This is a genomic window from Bradyrhizobium sp. 2S1 (assembly GCF_011516625.5).
GTDB classification, from domain to species: domain Bacteria; phylum Pseudomonadota; class Alphaproteobacteria; order Rhizobiales; family Xanthobacteraceae; genus Bradyrhizobium; species Bradyrhizobium septentrionale.
In genome coordinates this window covers 3,186,725-3,201,942 of record NZ_CP147717.1, presented here as the reverse complement: position 1 = coordinate 3,201,942, position 15,218 = coordinate 3,186,725, and the positions used below count along the sequence as shown (strand labels likewise).

At 63.0% G+C, this 15,218-nt stretch carries 12 protein-coding genes and 2 pseudogenes; 7 read left to right on the top strand and 7 right to left on the bottom strand.

Annotated elements, in window-relative coordinates:
• Window positions 1-140 precede the first annotated feature (140 nt).
• Complete coding sequence (locus HAP54_RS15080; RefSeq protein WP_166301177.1) at window positions 141-1,382, top strand: LLM class flavin-dependent oxidoreductase; 1,242 nt, start codon at window positions 141-143, stop codon at window positions 1,380-1,382.
• 78 nt (window positions 1,383-1,460) lie between these two features.
• Here the strand turns inward: HAP54_RS15080 and HAP54_RS15075 are convergent.
• Window positions 1,461-2,447, bottom strand: a pseudogene (locus HAP54_RS15075) (IS30 family transposase); the annotation flags it as partial.
• A gap of 651 nt (window positions 2,448-3,098) precedes the next feature.
• On the opposite strand from HAP54_RS15075, the gene HAP54_RS15070 reads away from it, so the two are divergent.
• Window positions 3,099-4,430, top strand: a complete 1,332-nt coding sequence (locus HAP54_RS15070) for an IS1182 family transposase (RefSeq protein WP_166297236.1) — start codon at window positions 3,099-3,101, stop codon at window positions 4,428-4,430.
• Between the two features lie 501 nt (window positions 4,431-4,931).
• The gene (locus tag HAP54_RS15065; RefSeq protein ID WP_166301174.1) at window positions 4,932-5,834 is read left to right on the top strand and encodes a transglutaminase family protein; all 903 of its coding nucleotides are present in this window, start codon (window positions 4,932-4,934) and stop codon (window positions 5,832-5,834) included.
• Window positions 5,835-5,893: 59 nt separating this feature from the next.
• Here HAP54_RS15065 and HAP54_RS15060 read toward each other — a convergent pair whose 3' ends face one another.
• Window positions 5,894-6,157: a GlsB/YeaQ/YmgE family stress response membrane protein gene (locus tag HAP54_RS15060; protein WP_166307887.1), complete on the bottom strand. Its 264-nt coding sequence runs from the start codon at window positions 6,155-6,157 to the stop codon at window positions 5,894-5,896.
• Between the two features lie 258 nt (window positions 6,158-6,415).
• Here HAP54_RS15060 and HAP54_RS15055 point away from each other — a divergent pair, with 258 nt between their 5' ends.
• Window positions 6,416-7,165, top strand: coding sequence for an ion transporter (locus HAP54_RS15055; RefSeq protein WP_166307884.1), 750 nt, complete (start codon window positions 6,416-6,418; stop codon window positions 7,163-7,165).
• Window positions 7,166-7,176: 11 nt separating this feature from the next.
• On the opposite strand, the gene HAP54_RS15050 is transcribed toward HAP54_RS15055, so the two are convergent.
• Both HAP54_RS15050 and HAP54_RS15045 read right to left on the bottom strand, forming a co-directional pair.
• Entirely contained in the window at window positions 7,177-8,196 is a 1,020-nt protein-coding gene (locus HAP54_RS15050; RefSeq protein ID WP_166301171.1) for an adenylate/guanylate cyclase domain-containing protein, read from the bottom strand.
• 188 nt (window positions 8,197-8,384) lie between these two features.
• Window positions 8,385-9,227 (bottom strand): SDR family NAD(P)-dependent oxidoreductase, encoded by an 843-nt coding sequence (locus HAP54_RS15045; protein ID WP_166301168.1) that lies wholly within the window; start codon window positions 9,225-9,227, stop codon window positions 8,385-8,387.
• 178 nt (window positions 9,228-9,405) lie between these two features.
• Here HAP54_RS15045 and HAP54_RS15040 point away from each other — a divergent pair, with 178 nt between their 5' ends.
• Window positions 9,406-10,368 (top strand): sensor histidine kinase, encoded by a 963-nt coding sequence (locus HAP54_RS15040; protein WP_166301165.1) that lies wholly within the window; start codon window positions 9,406-9,408, stop codon window positions 10,366-10,368.
• 213 nt (window positions 10,369-10,581) lie between these two features.
• Window positions 10,582-12,279 (top strand): putative bifunctional diguanylate cyclase/phosphodiesterase, encoded by a 1,698-nt coding sequence (locus tag HAP54_RS15035; RefSeq protein ID WP_166301162.1) that lies wholly within the window; start codon window positions 10,582-10,584, stop codon window positions 12,277-12,279.
• 178 nt (window positions 12,280-12,457) lie between these two features.
• On the opposite strand, the gene HAP54_RS15030 is transcribed toward HAP54_RS15035, so the two are convergent.
• Window positions 12,458-13,132 carry a carboxymuconolactone decarboxylase gene (locus HAP54_RS15030; protein WP_339156843.1) on the bottom strand — a complete coding sequence of 225 codons (675 nt, stop codon included), beginning with the start codon at window positions 13,130-13,132 and terminating at the stop codon, window positions 12,458-12,460.
• Between the two features lie 223 nt (window positions 13,133-13,355).
• On the opposite strand from HAP54_RS15030, the gene HAP54_RS15025 reads away from it, so the two are divergent.
• Window positions 13,356-13,760 (top strand): YccF domain-containing protein, encoded by a 405-nt coding sequence (locus tag HAP54_RS15025; RefSeq protein ID WP_166301159.1) that lies wholly within the window; start codon window positions 13,356-13,358, stop codon window positions 13,758-13,760.
• 22 nt (window positions 13,761-13,782) lie between these two features.
• Here HAP54_RS15025 and HAP54_RS52495 read toward each other — a convergent pair whose 3' ends face one another.
• Entirely contained in the window at window positions 13,783-14,040 is a 258-nt protein-coding gene (locus HAP54_RS52495; protein ID WP_371261146.1) for a GCG_CRPN prefix-to-repeats domain-containing protein, read from the bottom strand.
• 117 nt (window positions 14,041-14,157) lie between these two features.
• Window positions 14,158-15,197 (bottom strand): annotated as a pseudogene (locus HAP54_RS15020) (alpha/beta hydrolase).
• Window positions 15,198-15,218: the final 21 nt, after the last annotated feature.

Genomic DNA, 15,218 nt, shown 5'->3' with positions numbered 1-15,218 from the left:
AACATTCCGGATGGCGGCAATCGCCGCCGATTTGCGCAACAACCATGCAGGCGCCGCAGCCCCGGAGCATTGCCTTGCCCGGGGCCACCCCGTAGGTTGGCGGAAAGCCCCCGATAACAATAGTCCGGAGAGAACGACCTATGGCGCGCCTCAAATTCGGAGCCTTCCTCGCCCCGCATCACCCGATCGGCGAGCATCCGATGCTGCAATTCCGCAGCGACCTCGATTTCGTCGAACAGCTCGACGCGCTCGGCTACGACGAATTCTGGTGCGGCGAGCACCATTCCTCGGGCTGGGAGACCATCGCCTCGCCGGAAATGTTTTTGGCCGCCGCCGGCGAGCGCACCAAGCGCATCAAGCTCGGCACCGGCGTGATCTCGCTGCCCTACCATCATCCCTTCAACGTCGCTCAGCGCATGGTGCAGCTCGACCACATGACCGGCGGCCGCGCCATCTTCGGCTCCGGCCCGGGCGCGCTGGCCTCCGACGCGCATACGCTCGGCATCGACCCGATGACCCAGCGCGACCGCCAGGACGAGGCGATCGCGGTGATCCGCCGCCTGTTCAACGGCGAGCGCGTCACCGCCAAGACCGACTGGTTCGAGATGCATGACGCCGCGCTGCAGATCCTGCCGCTGCAGGAGGACATGCCGTTCGTGGTCGCCTCGCAGATCTCGCCGTCGGGCATGACGCTCGCCGGCAAGTACGGCATCGGCATCATCTCGCTGGGCTCGATGTCGACCCAGGGTCTGATGGCGCTGCCACAGCAATGGCAGTTCGCCGAGGACGCCGCCGCCAAGGCCGGCACCACGGTGAGCCGCGCCAACTGGCGCGTGCTGCTGTCGTGGCACATCGCCGAGACCCGCGAACAGTCGCGGCGCGAGGCCGGCGGCGGGCTGATGCGCTGGCACAACGAGTATAACGTCGGCACCTTGATGCGGCCGGGCCTGACCGCGTTCGCCTCGCCGGATGAGGCGGTCGACAAGACCGCCTTCGTCGAGGGTGCCGCGTCCACCATCGGCACGCCGGATGATCTCGTGAAGATGATCAAGAATCTGGTCGATGTCTCCGGCGGCGTCGGCACCATCGTCGGCTTCGCCCACGACTGGGCCAATCCGGAAAACACCCGCCGCAGCTGGGACATGGTCGCCCGCTATGTCGTGCCCGAGATCAACGGCTATATCGACGGGCTGCGCAAATCGCGCCAGTTCCTGATCGACAACCGCGCCGTGTTCGAGCGCGCCGGCCAGGCGGTGATGGCCAAGATCATGCAGAACGACAAGGCCGCCGCCGCCCTTCAGCACACCGGCACCGGCCGCGTCGCGATCCCGGCCGTCAATGCGCCCGATCTCGCGAAAGCAGCGGCGAAGCAGAAGGTGTAAGGGCACGGGTTGGCCCCGCGCGACGCGGGAAGGATTGGGCGTCCCACCCTCCCCGCGTCGTCCTGGCGAAAGCCAGGATGTGGATTCACACTCGAAGTGCAACACTTGGGAGAAGGCCTCGGCGGGAGTTTGGAAGTCAAGAGATTTGCGCGGGGTGTTGTTGTAGGCGTTGAAGGACTGATGGAAGCGGCGGGTCGGGAGGGTTGCGAGGTCGGTTTTGCGCGGGATGAAGCGCCGCATTCGACCGATCGCATTCTCGATGCCGCCCTTCTGCCAGGGCGCGTGCGGATCGCAGAAGAAGGTCTCGATCGCGAGGCGGTGCAGCGCCGTGTGGCAGGCGAACTCGGTGCCATTGTCGAAGGTGACGGTCTGGCACAGGTCCTGTGGCAGGGATGCGAACAAGCGAACGAGATGACGGGCGACCCCGCGCGCAACCTTGCTGGCGAGGCGGATGCCGAGCAGCAGGCGCGAGGTGCGCTCATGCACAGTCAGGACGGCCTGACCGTATTTGGAGAACATCATCAGGTCGGCTTCCCAATGACCGGGAGTGCTGCGATCGGCGGCCTCGATAGGCCGTTGATCCAAGGAAACACGGCCTTCGATGAAGCTTGCGGGGCTGCCGCCCTTCTTGCCGCGGTAACCGCGCTTGCTCTTGCCGCGCGGCAGATAACGCCGCCAGCTGAAGTCCGAGGTGCGTCGGATCTGGGCGTAGATGAAGCGGTAGATGGTCTCGTGGGAGATCACCTTGCGGCCGTGTTCGCGGGCCAGCCGGCCGGCGACCTGCTCGGGCGACCAGCCTCGACCCAGGCGTTCCAACACCGCACGGCGCAGGCCGGGCTCCCGTTCGAGGCGTACGCCCGTCCAGCGCCGTGCTCGCATCTGTTGCTGGGCATAGCTGGGTTTGTAGCCGACCTGGACGCCTCGATTGCGGGTCAGCTCCCGAGAGACCGTTGATGGCGAGCGATCCAGAGCTGCCGCGATTTGCCGGACCGAGCTGCCATTGGCCGAAAGCCGGGCAATCTCGCATCGCTCGTCCAGGGATAGCTGCTCGTAACTCCGCCCCATCGCAACACCTCCTCAAGGAAGTGTTGCACTTCGTTTGTGAACTCAGGGGACCCATAACCACAGGCGATAGTTGTGAAAGGGGTCGCGGCCCCAGCGTCGCGCAATAGCGAGCGGCTGGGTAATGGGTCCTGGCTTTCGCCAGGACGACGATGAGGATAGTTCTCGATTCATGATGTCAAACAGCCAAGTTCTCGGTGTCATCACCCGCGCATGCGGGTGATCCAGTATTCCAGAGACGTCAGTGCTTGAGCCGAGGGGCCGCGGCGTACTGGATCGCCCGGTCGAGCCGGGCGATGACAGTGTGGGTAGGAACACAGCTTCGCGTTCTCGCGACATGAATTGCCCGAGCCTTGCTCTTTCGTTCCGCCCTCTCGTTGAACAGAGGGCGCAGGGAAAGCCGGGTGCCGATCGCACCCATGGGCCCCGTGCAAGGTAGAAAGCACGGGGGTAGGACCACAGATGTAACCGGAGCAATCCGCTTTCCCTGCGCGATGGGTTACGGCTTACTTCGTGCTCTCCCCGGCGAGACTGGGCTTGCTTGTCACCGCCCCCGCATCACGCCTTCGCATGTTGCGACGAGACACCTGCCGCTAGGAGCTTGTCTGGATAGTCGCTGTTCAAATCTGGTCGGGTCTGATTCAACATTGGGCGATGAGCAAGTATTTTCGGCCTTGGAACATCGATCAGACGCTGCTTCTGCCGCCGAATGTGCAGGACTTCGTGCCGAAAGGCCATGTCTCGCGGTTTATGGTTGATCTGGTGCGGGAGAGCCTCGATCTCAGGGAGATCATGGGCAGCTATGTGAGCGGGCTTGGGCAGCCGCCGTTTGATCCGCGGATGATGGTGGCGCTGCTGCATAGCTATGCGAGTGGGCTGTATTCGTCGCGTCGGATTGCCAAGGCCTGCCGGGAGCGGAACGATTTTGTGATGATCGTGGCGCTGGATGCGCCGGATTTTCGGACGATCAGCGACTTTCGCAAGCGACATTTGAAGGCGCTCGGCGCGCTATTCGTGCAGGTTCTGAAGTTGTGCGAGACGGCCGGGCTGGTCAAGCTCGGTCATGTCGCGCTGGATGGTACGAAGATCAAGGCGAACGCGTCGAAACACAAGGCGATGAGTTATGAGCGCATGAAGAAGCGCGAGGCGGAATTGAAGGCCGAGGTCGCTCGCATGCTGGCGGCCGCCGAGGCGGCGGATGCCTCGGAGGATGAGACTTTCGGCAACAGCGACGAACTGCCGGACTGGACCGTCGACAAGCAGAAACGGCTGGCGAAGATCCAGCAAGCGATGGCGGCGCTGGAAGCGGACGCCAAACTGGCGGCGGAGGAAGAGCGCCGCATCGAGGCCGAAAAGGAACAGCAGCGCCAGGCCGAAGGCCGCAAGAAGCCGGGCAAACCGGCGGCGCTGCCATCGGAGGAACCCAATCCCAAGGCGCAACGCAACTTCACCGATCCGGAAAGCCGCATCATGAAGTCGAAGGATGGCTTCGTTCAGGCCTATAATGCCCAGGCGGCCGTCGATGCACATGCCCAGATCATTGTCGCGCAAGAACTGACCCAGCACGGCAGCGATCAGGGCCAGTTGGTGCCCCTGATCGAGGCCATCGAGAGCAATCTTGGCCGCAAGCCGCGGCAGGCCTCAGCGGATTCCGGCTACTGCAGCGAAGCCAATCTCGAAGCGCTCGACACACGCAGCATCGATGGCTATGTCGCGCCCGGACGCGCCAAGCACCCGACAGTAGCGAACGGAAAAGTCGGCGGCCCGCTGACACAGGCCATGCGAAAGAAGATCGACGATGGCGGCTTCGAAACACCCTACCGATTGCGAAAGCAAGTGGTGGAGCCGGTGTTCGGGCAGATCAAACAGGCAAGAGGCTTCCGCCAGTTCCTGTTGCGGGGCATCGAGAAAGTGCGCGCCGAGTGGACAATGATCTGCACCGTCCATAACCTCCTCAAGCTGTTCAACCTCGCAAACGCAGCCTGAGCCTGCTACTCTACAACAAATGCCCGTCACGAAAACATATCTGGACGGGCTCCTAGGGCGTCAGGACCCCACGACTTCACCGTCCGCGTTGTGTGTGCTCGTCAGTATCACGCACAGCGTCCACCGCATCCCACACCGCGTTCGTGACGATCGCGAAGCGCCCCTCGATCGGGTGAGACGGGCATATTGAACATCTGAGTTGGGTGAAACGCGAAGCGGAAATTTGCCCGTCGGGTTAATTTGTCGCAGCCGGATACCCTGGCGACGCTAGCCTATTTTGTCTTGTGACCCCGGGGCGGCAGTTGACCGAACAATTGGACGAAACCAGGGGTACCGCCCGCGCACTCAGTTCCACGCAACGCGGCGTGTTGACCTAGATCAATATCGACTTCCGTTCTTCTGCATCAAGTTCGGTTAGCGGCGCATTCCACTGTTTCGGCCACGCGATAACCCGACCTTTGTTCTTCCTCGGCGCGACGGCCCAACCGGAAGAAGGCTCGTATGGCGATGCTTGGCGAAATAAGCCATACCACCACCTACCGATACGCTACGCCTGTCACCTTCGGTACCCATCGAGCTATGTTCCTACCGCGACGCGGCGCCTCCGCGCGGTTGCTGAGCTGGTCGGTAGAGACCAGCGTGCCCTCAACGATCCGCTGGGTTACCGACTCCCGGACCAACGCCATAACGGTGATGGATTTCAGTGAGCCGGCCCGCGAACTCAAAATTGCGTTCCAGGTTCGGGGAGTCTATTTCGGCGTAAAGGGAGTCGAGGCGTTTCCACTCGAGTCTCGGGCCGATGAGGTGCCCGTACAATACACCCCGGATGAGTGGACCGACCTCGCTGGCTATCTACGTCCTCATGCCGAGGATCCCGACGGCAGCGTGGCGGCATGGACCAAGAATTTCGTTGCAGGTGATCAGGATCAAACCATCGATGTTTTGCAGCGCATGCTCAGCTCGTTTCGCTCCTTCAGCTATTGCGCGAGGGATACTGAAGGGACGCAATCGCCTTCCGATACTCTCCACAAGCGATCTGGCACCTGCCGGGACTTTGCCTGGCTGATGATCGAGACCTTGCGTCGGCTCGGGTTCGCGGCGCGCTTCGTCAGCGGCTACCTCTACGATGCAGCCTTGGATGGCGGCGCCGTTGGCATGACCGGCTCCGGCGCAACGCATGCCTGGCTGCAGGTGTTTCTTCCCGGTGCCGGTTGGCTGGATTACGATCCGACCAACAGCATCAGTGCCGGATTTGATCTGATCCCGGTGGCGATCGCCCGCCATCCAGGCCAGGCGATCCCGCTGGCCGGTTCGTGGTTTGGCGATGCGAAAGACTATCTGGGGATGTCGATCGACGTCGCAGTCTGCAAGGTCGGTGAGTTCCGCGACCCTTCCGAGGGGTAGCGGCCGGCTGCGAGGCATTGATCGCCGGCCCGTATCGACGACCACCGATGGCCAATCAATCAAGCGCGCCCTTGGCGGCCCGTCACGAGGCCGTAAAGACACAGCAGAATGATTGCGCCGACAACAGCACCGATGAAGCCTGTGCTCTCCCCGGGCCCGTACCATCCAACGGCCTGGCCAAGGTAGGTCGCGACGAACGCGCCGACAATTCCCAGAACGGCCGTGAGGATGAAGCCCCTGGGCTCCGACTTGTCGCCAGGCATGATGAACTTGGCGATCACTCCGACAATAAAACCAATAATAATCGTCCAGATAACGCTCATGGATTTACCCCGCAGCTTCAGCAACAGACTGTCGGAATTGACCGGCGCCAGTTTTTCCCGCGTTGATCTACATCAAGCTTGGTCATTTGGAGTGGCCACAGGAAAGTTGGGCAAGGTGCCGGGCGGCCGGCAGGTTCGACCACGAACATCACTGCAAACGCAGGATCGTCATAGCCTGTGGAGGCGACAAGCGTGTCAGCACTGGGAGCGCAGGCTGAGGGCTCTCCTCGAACGCCGCTTTCTCGATTTCGGACTGCAATGCGCCACCTGTATTGTGGACGCAGCGCCAATTCGCGTCTCTTTCTCTATGCGCTCCTGGTCTTTGATTTGGTCTCACTTCTGTTCATCATCGGCACATCGTTCCTGCCGCGCAGCGAATTGGTGCGGGGCCTCGATGTTACTTTTGGTGTCGCCTTTCTCATCGAGTTGATTTTGCGCATGGCAGGAAGTCGTCGGGTGGGCCGCGAACTGCTCAGCATCACGACCTGGACCGACGTCGCTGCGATTGTATCCTTGCTGGCAGCAACAGCGAGCGAAGCCGCCGGCTTCTTGCGCGTACTCCGCACGTTTCGGCTGTTGCGAACGTACCGGGTGGTACAATTCCTCCGTGAGGACAGCGTCTTCTTTCGTCGCAACGAAGAACTTTTGATCGCAATCATCAATTTGTCCGTCTTCGTTTTCATTATGACGGGCGTGGTTTACGAAACGCAACGAGGCGTGAACCCCGGCATCAAGAACTACGCAGACGCACTTTATTTCACGATTACCGCGCTCACGACCACGGGGTTTGGCGATATCACTTTACCGGGAACGCCGGGTCGCATGATTACGGTCGTGATCATGATCTTCGGCGTCACGCTCTTCCTGAATCTGGCAAAGGTATTGTTCAGCCCAAGCAAGGTGCGGTTCAGATGCCCTTCCTGCGGCCTTCTTCGTCACGACATCGATGCCGTCCACTGCAAGGCGTGCGGCACCGTGCTGAATATTCCCGACGAGGGCGCCGTTTAGGAGGCGAAAGGCTATGCCGCCGCGCCGATCCCGACGACGTCGATGCCGTCGACGCGGCCGCGGATCGGGAGCCGGCCGAGATCGTGCACGGGAAACGGCGGCGCGGCGGCGAAGCGCGCCATCGCGGTGCGCGAGGCGAGAAAGCCGCCATCGACCTTGCGGCTCAACTCCTCCAGCCGCGCCGCGGTGTTCATGACGTCGCAGTTGAACACGATGGCCGGCTTGACGTCGCCGATCTCGCCAACGATCACGGGTCCGAAATGCAGGCTGCCGCGGATCTGCGGCGCTGCGCCGAACTCGCGCTCGAATTGTGACGCCGCCTTTTGCAGCGCGGCGCGCATCGCCACAAAACAGCGCAGCGGCCGGCAATCGACCGCGCCAAGGCGTTCCGGCCAGGTCACGATGATCTCGTCGCCGACATAGTTCAGCACCTCGCCGCGATAATCGACGACCGATCCCGTGAGCAGGCGAAAGGTGCGATCGAGAAAACGATGAATGCCGATGCCGCCGAGCCGCTCGGCAAGCCCGGTCGAGCCTGTGATATCGACGAACAGCACGAAGCGGTTCTCCTCGACCGGGGAGTGGTAGCGGCCGGAGACGAAATTCATGAAGACGCGCGGACCGATCAGATTGGCGATGCTGAAGCCGAGGTTCAGGAGCACCGAGACTGCGGCGGAATAGGCGATGCTGACTCCAAAATCCGCGATCGAGGTTTGCAGCGGAAACCCGGCAACCCGCTCACCGACCTGGAGCAATTGAATGACGATGATGATCCCGGCGTAGATCGCGCTGCGTACAGCAAGAAGTCCAATGAAGGACAGGCGATTGAGTCGCTCCATCATTGGGCCCCGAAGGATGAACAGTTCGCCCCCTCCGATCGCTACGCAGGTGACGAGGGCATAAGCGAAGCCCGCCATCAGCGGCCCAATTGTGTGACGGCCTTGCACGAGATTGATTCCGATGCTCGCCACCGCGCCCGCGACAATGATCGCGGCGAGATAGCGCAACCGGCTTTCAAGCTTCGCGTTCATGCGAAACATGGCCAACAGGAGATCGCAATTGCGTATGCCATCGTGTGCTCTCCCCGCGTCATTGCGAGGAGCCACCCGGTCGGCGCAAAGCGCCGCCGGATGACAGGCTCCGCGACGAAGCAATCCATTCCTCAGCTAGCGGCACCATGGATTGCTTCGCTCCGCTCGCAATGACGGAACCTACCGAACTATCCCGCCCCCTGATCGAACGCCTTGCGCAGCGTGACGTAGCCTGCCTGCTGCTGGCTCCAGTTGCGGCCGCCGGTGATGGCGCCGTCGACGACGAGGTCATGGCCGTTGATGAAGCTCGATTCGTCGCTGGCCAGAAACACCGCGGCATGCGCGATGTCGTCGGGCAGGCCCGCGCGCGGGATCGGCTGCGCTGCCTTGTAGACCTCGCGCATCACAGCCGCGGTCTGCTCGGCGGCTTCGGTCGACAGGCCGAGCGCCTTGCCGAAAATGCCGGTGGCGATCGCCCCGGGCGAGATCGAGTTGACGCGGATGCCGGACTCGCCGAGCTCCATCGCCACGCATTTGGTGAAATGAATGACCGCGGCCTTCGCCGCGCCATAGACCATCGACGAGGAGAAGCCGGCGAGCCGCCCCGCGATGCTGCCATTGTTGATGATGCTGCCGGAACCCTGTTTGCGCATGATGGGCGCGACGTGCTTCATGCCCAGCATGACGCTGCGCACCAGGGTGGCCATCGCGGCATCGAACCGCTCGACGTCGAGGCCCTCGATGCCGCCAGTCTGCGCCGGGCCGCCGGCATTGTTGAACAGGCAGTCGATCCGGCCGAATTTCTCGACCGCCAACGCGATCAGCGCCTGCATCTGTTCCTCGACCGTGACGTCGGTCTGACGAAACACGCAGGCGCCGCCGAGCTGTCGCGCCAGCGCCTCGCCTTCCGGCGCGCGGCGGCCGGCGATCACGATCTTCGCGCCTTCCGCGACAAAGACTTCCGCCGTGCGCAACCCGATGCCGCTGGTCGCCCCGGTAATCACCGCGACCTTGCCGTCCAGCCGTCCCATGCCGATCCCCCAACTGACGTATGATGTTGCAGATATTCCCCAGCCACTTCGGACAACGCAAGCACAGCCACGCTTCCGGGTTTGCGAGGTCCGCCTGTGGCCAGAAGGCCACAACTGCGGTTTTTCGGTCGCAGCGGCCTTATTTTGGGTCGCCTGTTCACGTGAACTGGAACGAGCGATGGCGAAGTGGATCGACGAATTCAGGGCGGGTTGGCGGGGCGATTCCCAGCCGTCGACGCTGCTTGCGGGCACCTTCGCGGTGCTTTGTCTCGTTTTGGCCACGGCCGCGCGCTTCGGGCTCGCCCAGATCAGGCCGGACGTGTTCTTCACGCCTTATTTCCCGGCGGTGTTCTTTGCGACCGCCCTGGGCGGTTTCCGGATCGGGATTGCGACCGCGCTGGCCAGCGGCTTGCTCGGCGTTGTCCTCAATTTCAGCGGCGCGACCGCCGATCCGGCGCGCTTTGCGTTGCTGATGATCTTCTGGGTGGTGTGCGGCATCGCGATCTGGGGCGTCGAGCACTACCGTTCCCTGGTCGCGCAGCAGCGCGAGGTCTCGAAGCAACTGATCGAGGAGGAACAGTACCGCAAGATCGTGGTCGACGAATTGCAGCACCGGCTGAAGAACAAGTCCTCGACCATTCACGCCGTGCTGCACCAGGCGCTGCAGGACCGGCCCGAGGTCTGGCAGCGCATCGACCATCGCATCCGCGCGCTCTCGGCAACCGACGATCTGATCGCGCGGGTCGACGGCTATGGTTGCGATATCAAGGATTTGCTGCGCTCGGAGCTCGGGCCTTACGGCCATGTGCGGTTCAATCTGAACGGCGAGCAGCTGTTCCTGCCCGCCAAGCTCGCGGTCTCGCTGGCGCTAATCTTCCACGAGCTCGCAACCAACGCAGGAAAGTATGGCGCCTTCTCCTCGCCGCGCGGGTTTCTGCAGGTATCGTGGTCGGTGGACGATGGACGTCTCAACGTGATCTGGGACGAAACCGAGGGACCCGTGGTCGAGGCGATCGGCGAAGCCGGCTTCGGCACCAAGCTGCTGAAGTCGGCACTGCGGCCGTTCGACGGTAAGACCGAGATCAGTTACCTGAAGACCGGTGTTCACTGCACGATGCAGTGCAAGTTGCCCAACTGTTGAAAAGTAGGCTTTCCGGCACACGCGCATTTTTTGCTCGTGCCGATGCAACCGCGCGGTCCGCAATCGCTTTCGCTGGCGGTCGAAGCCGCCATTGATACTCTATTAATGACGATTGCCGCGACGGCTTGCGAAAGCCGCCGCGGTCTCATTCTGTCACGGCATTTCGCAAGTCCGCTTAACCAAAACTACAACGGACTTTGCCAAGGTCGGCACATGCACAGTTTCACCAGGAACGATTTTCAGGCGGGCGCGGCAGCGACAGGCCAGGACGAGCAGGGCCAGTTCATCCTGGTGAACGAAGCCGCCGCAACCCAGTTGCAGCTCGCCGCCAGCGCGAACCAGACCTCGCCGGTTGATGAACGCCACGCCGCCAATCTGGACCTGCTGCGCAGCGGCCGCCCGGTGGTACTCGAGGAAGTCCTTTCCTGCGGCGCCTCCAAATACGTGTTCCTCACCTCGCACCGGCCGGTCCAGATCGCCGGACGCAATCTCCTGATCTCGACCTCGACCGACATCAGCGAGCAGAAGGCCTTCGAGGACCAGCTGTTCCGCTCGGCCTATTACGATGAACTCACCGGCCTGCCGACCCGCCGGGTGATCGAGCATCGCGTCAACGGCCTCATCCGCGACTCCTCGCAGAGCCATTTCGCGCTCGCCTTCCTCGATGTCGACAACTTCAAGCACATCAACGATTATTACGGCCACGCGATCGGCGATGCGCTGCTGGTCGAACTGTCCAAGCGGCTCGGCCACGCGCTGCGCGCCACCGATATCCTGTCGCGCATCTCCGGCGACGAATTCCTGCTGCTGTTGAACCCGATCAGCGGCAATGACGAGGTTGCCGAATTCATCGATGTCATGCAGGAGCGGCTGAAGGCGCCGTTCTTCATCGAGGAATCCGAGATCTTCGCCTCGACCTCGATCGGCGTCAGCCTCTACCCGATGCATGGCGGGAGCTACGAGGCGCTGCGCCAGAATGCCGACATCGCGATGTACCGCGTCAAGAACAACGGCAAGGGCGCGACCGCGTTCTTCGACAACAGCATGGAGCGCGAGGCGCTGGCGCGGATGAAGATCGAGCAGTCGCTGCGGCTGGCGATCCTGGAAAAGCGCTTCTGCTGCGCGTTCCAGCCCAAGGTCGATATCCGCAGCCTGGAGGTCCAGGGCATCGAGGCGCTGGTGCGGCTGCGCGACGACGAGGGCGTGATCCAGGCGCCGGGCACCTTCATCAATCTCGCCGTCGAGCTCGGACTGATCGACGAGCTGACGTTCCTGGTGCTGGCGGAGATCGTCAAGTCGATCGACCTGATCAACGACACGTTCGGTCCCACCGCGACGATCAGCATCAACGTCGCCGCCAAGCAGGCCTCCAACGTCGAATTCATGCGCCGCTTCGCACGCGCGATCGAGGAGACCGGCTTCCCGAAACGCTTCATGATCGAGGTGACCGAGGACGCGTTCGTGACCCGGTCGCATTTCCAGGACCAGATCCTGCCGATCCTGCGCGGCATCGGCGTCGGCATCTCGATCGACGATTTCGGCATCGGCTATTCGTCGCTGTCGGCGCTGGCTGATATCACCGCCGACGAGATCAAGATCGACCGCTCCTTCATCACCGACATCCATCAACGGCCGCGCAGCCAGGGCATCCTGCGCGCGATCGAATCGCTGAGCGATGCGCTCGGCATGACCGTGATCGCCGAGGGCATCGAGTCCTACGAGGAACTCACCTATCTGCAGGCGGCGACCAAGATCCGCTATGCCCAAGGCTATTACTTCGCCAGGCCGATCTTCCTCGAGGACCTCAAGCCGGCGACGCCCGTCGCCAGCGAGACGCGCGCCAGCATGTCAGCGCGCCCGTCGCAAGAGAACCGCCAGAGCTATTCGCGCGCCAGCGGTTTTCGGCGGTAGGGCGAGTCAGAGGGCAACCGCGAGGGGACTGCACTCCCTCTCCCGCTTGCGGGGGAGGGTCGGGGTGGGGGTCTACCCGCGAGTCGTTCCGTGGAGAGAGCCCCCACCCGCATCGCATCTTCGATGCGATGCGACCTCCCCCGCAAGCGGGAGAGGTAAGGCAGACAGCGCGAAAGCCCTACTTCTCCAGCACCGGCAGCGGCGGAATGCTGTCATTCGCGGAGCCGGCATGCATCGCGATCAGCGTCATCGAGACCATGTCGTAGTAGCCCATGATGCCGATGATATCCAAAATGCCGCGTTCGCCGAACTTCTCCAGCGCGGCCTTGTAGACGGCATCATTGACCTTCTTGTCGCGATAGAGCGCGATGCCGAGATCGTAGAGCGCGGCCTCGTCGTCCTTCATGGCTTCGGGCCGCATGCCCCTGGCGATCGCATCCGCGATCTTCGGATCGAGCCCACCCTTCATCGCCAGCGGATAATGCGCAGACCATTCATATTGCGCGGTCCAGTGCCGCGCCGTGATCAGGATCGCCATTTCGCTGAGCCGCGCCGGCAGCGAGGTATTCCAGCGCAGATACTCCGACAGGTTCGATAGTTTTGGCGCCAGATCGGGATTGCGGAGATAGGCGCGGTAGGGCGGCGCAGTGAATTTGGCGTTGCGCGGCGGCGCGCTGATCATGTCGACCCAGGCCTTTTGCGCCGGCGACAGCTCCTCGGCCTTGAGCGGCGGGAAGCGGGTGGCCTCCTCAGCTGGCGCGGCCTGCGTGCTCAATGCCAGCACCGCCAGAAGGCCTGCCCCAAGTAATTTTCTGATGTGAGGTATTTTTCTCGTGTGAAGTTTTTTTCTCACTGTTGCTCTCCCTTTCGCCGCGTTGCCGGCCGCGGAAGCTTAATTGCGATCAAGGGAGATGCAACGAAATGAGGGTTATCTTCAGCGCCTCAGCCGCAGCGCAGCTCACGGGTCTGCTCGCGATTTGCGCCCCGCCGCCGCTTGCGCGCGTGGGCGACACCTACCGCCACACCGGACATCAGCCTATATTGGAGACATTCGAAGCGGCGCCAAGGTGTCAGTCATGCAGCCTGTGTCTATCCTCCTGAACATCCTCTGGATTCTGATCGGTGGCGCATGGATGGCGTTCGGCTGGCTGGTCGCCGCCGTGATCATGGCCATCACCATCATCGGGCTGCCCTGGGCGCGCGCCGCCTTCAACATCGCGGTCTACACGCTGCTGCCGTTCGGCTCGCGCGCGGTGCGCCGCGACGAAGTCACCGGCATGTCCGATATCGGAACCGGACCGCTCGGCGTGATCGGCAATCTGATCTGGTTCATCCTGGCCGGCTGGTGGCTCGCGATCGGCCACGTCGTCACCGCGATCCTGCTCGCGGTGACCATCATCGGCATCCCGTTCGCCTGGGCGCATCTCAAGCTTGCCGGCATCGCGCTGTGGCCGATCGGCAAGGTGATCGTGCCGGCGTGACGCGAGCCCTGTCGGCAGGCAGCTACAGCCAATCCCGCGTTGTCTGGCTGCAAGCCTGGTAGTCGCGCCGCCAGATAAATCCACGGCCGCCGCATGGCGGAGTTGGACGCGAGGTGACCGGGCATTCGTTCCTGACCCGCGCGCTGGTGCCCCAGCCGTCAACCACGCAAGCGCCTCTTGAGGTCCTGTGGCAACCGTCGCCACAGCCCTCCGCGGCATTGGCCGCCGTCAAGCCAAGGAATGTACCGGCCGCCAGAACCACGAGCAAACGTAACCTCATGATGCCCTCCATTGCGTCGTCGGTTGTGATGCTCCACTCACATTGCGGTATGAGCGTAAGCGATATCGATTGCGCTCGCCACCGGGCCCCCGCACACATTCCGGTGTGTGCGCGGCTTCAGTGCGCCGCCTCGCAGCCGGGGATATCGAACACCGCGGTGAGGCCGCAGGGCGAGTTGAGCATCTTGCCGCCCTCGTGGCCGACGCCGGGCACATCCCAAAGCCTGTGGTTCGGCGTGCCGCCGTCGCGCGCCTGCATCGCGGCGAAATAGGAATGCCCGCGCGCGTAGCGATACGGTCCCTCGGCTTCCGCCATGCAGGATTTGTCGAGCGCGGGATGATCGGGATTGGTGTCGAGCGTTCCCAGGAGATAGATGACGCGGCGCGCGACATAGGCTTGCTCCAGCGCCGTCGGCGAAGGCTCGGCGAGATAGGGCGGACGGTCGTCCATGCCGAACTTCCATTTGTTGTAGCCATGGCAGCTCGCCGCAATCGCGGGAAGCGGCCGCTCCTTGGTGAAATAGGCGTAGGAGGACGGATTGGCGACCACGTAGCGCACACCGATGCCTTCGCGCAGCAGCACTTGCTCGCCCTTCACCGCGATCGCATAGCGCTGCACCACCTGGCCGCCGCCGGAATGGCCGAACACGACGACGTCCTTCAGGTTCGGAAACAGTCGGCGGTCGCCGAGCCTGGCCAAGATGGCGTCGAGCGCCTCGAACGAGCTCGCAGGGCTTGGCGCGATCGCTGGCTCGCCGCCCTGCCAGCCATAGAGGCTCCAGCGCAGCGTCTCCGCCGGCAGCTTGAACGCCTCGACGTCAGGCTCGATCAGGAATTGCGGCGCGATCATCAGCGTCGCCTTGCCGGCATCGCCGGCCGCGGCCTGCGCGCTCAGCGCCGCGCGGAAATAATCGTCGGCATTGCGCAGCACGCCGTGCAGCACCAGGACCGCGCGGTGACCTCCGGCAGCGGATTGGACCAGTCGGCCGAGAGGTAAAGCGGAAAGGTCGCGCTGCCGACGGCAACGCGACCGCTGGCGATTTCCTTGACCGGCTTCTGGTCGCGCTCGGTCTGCGCCTGCGTCGCCGACGCGATCGGCGCGTGAGCTGCCGTCATGACAAGCAGCGCCAGTGCCGCAAGCCAGGCCCGATGATGCATGGTTCAACTCCGTGGTGCCGC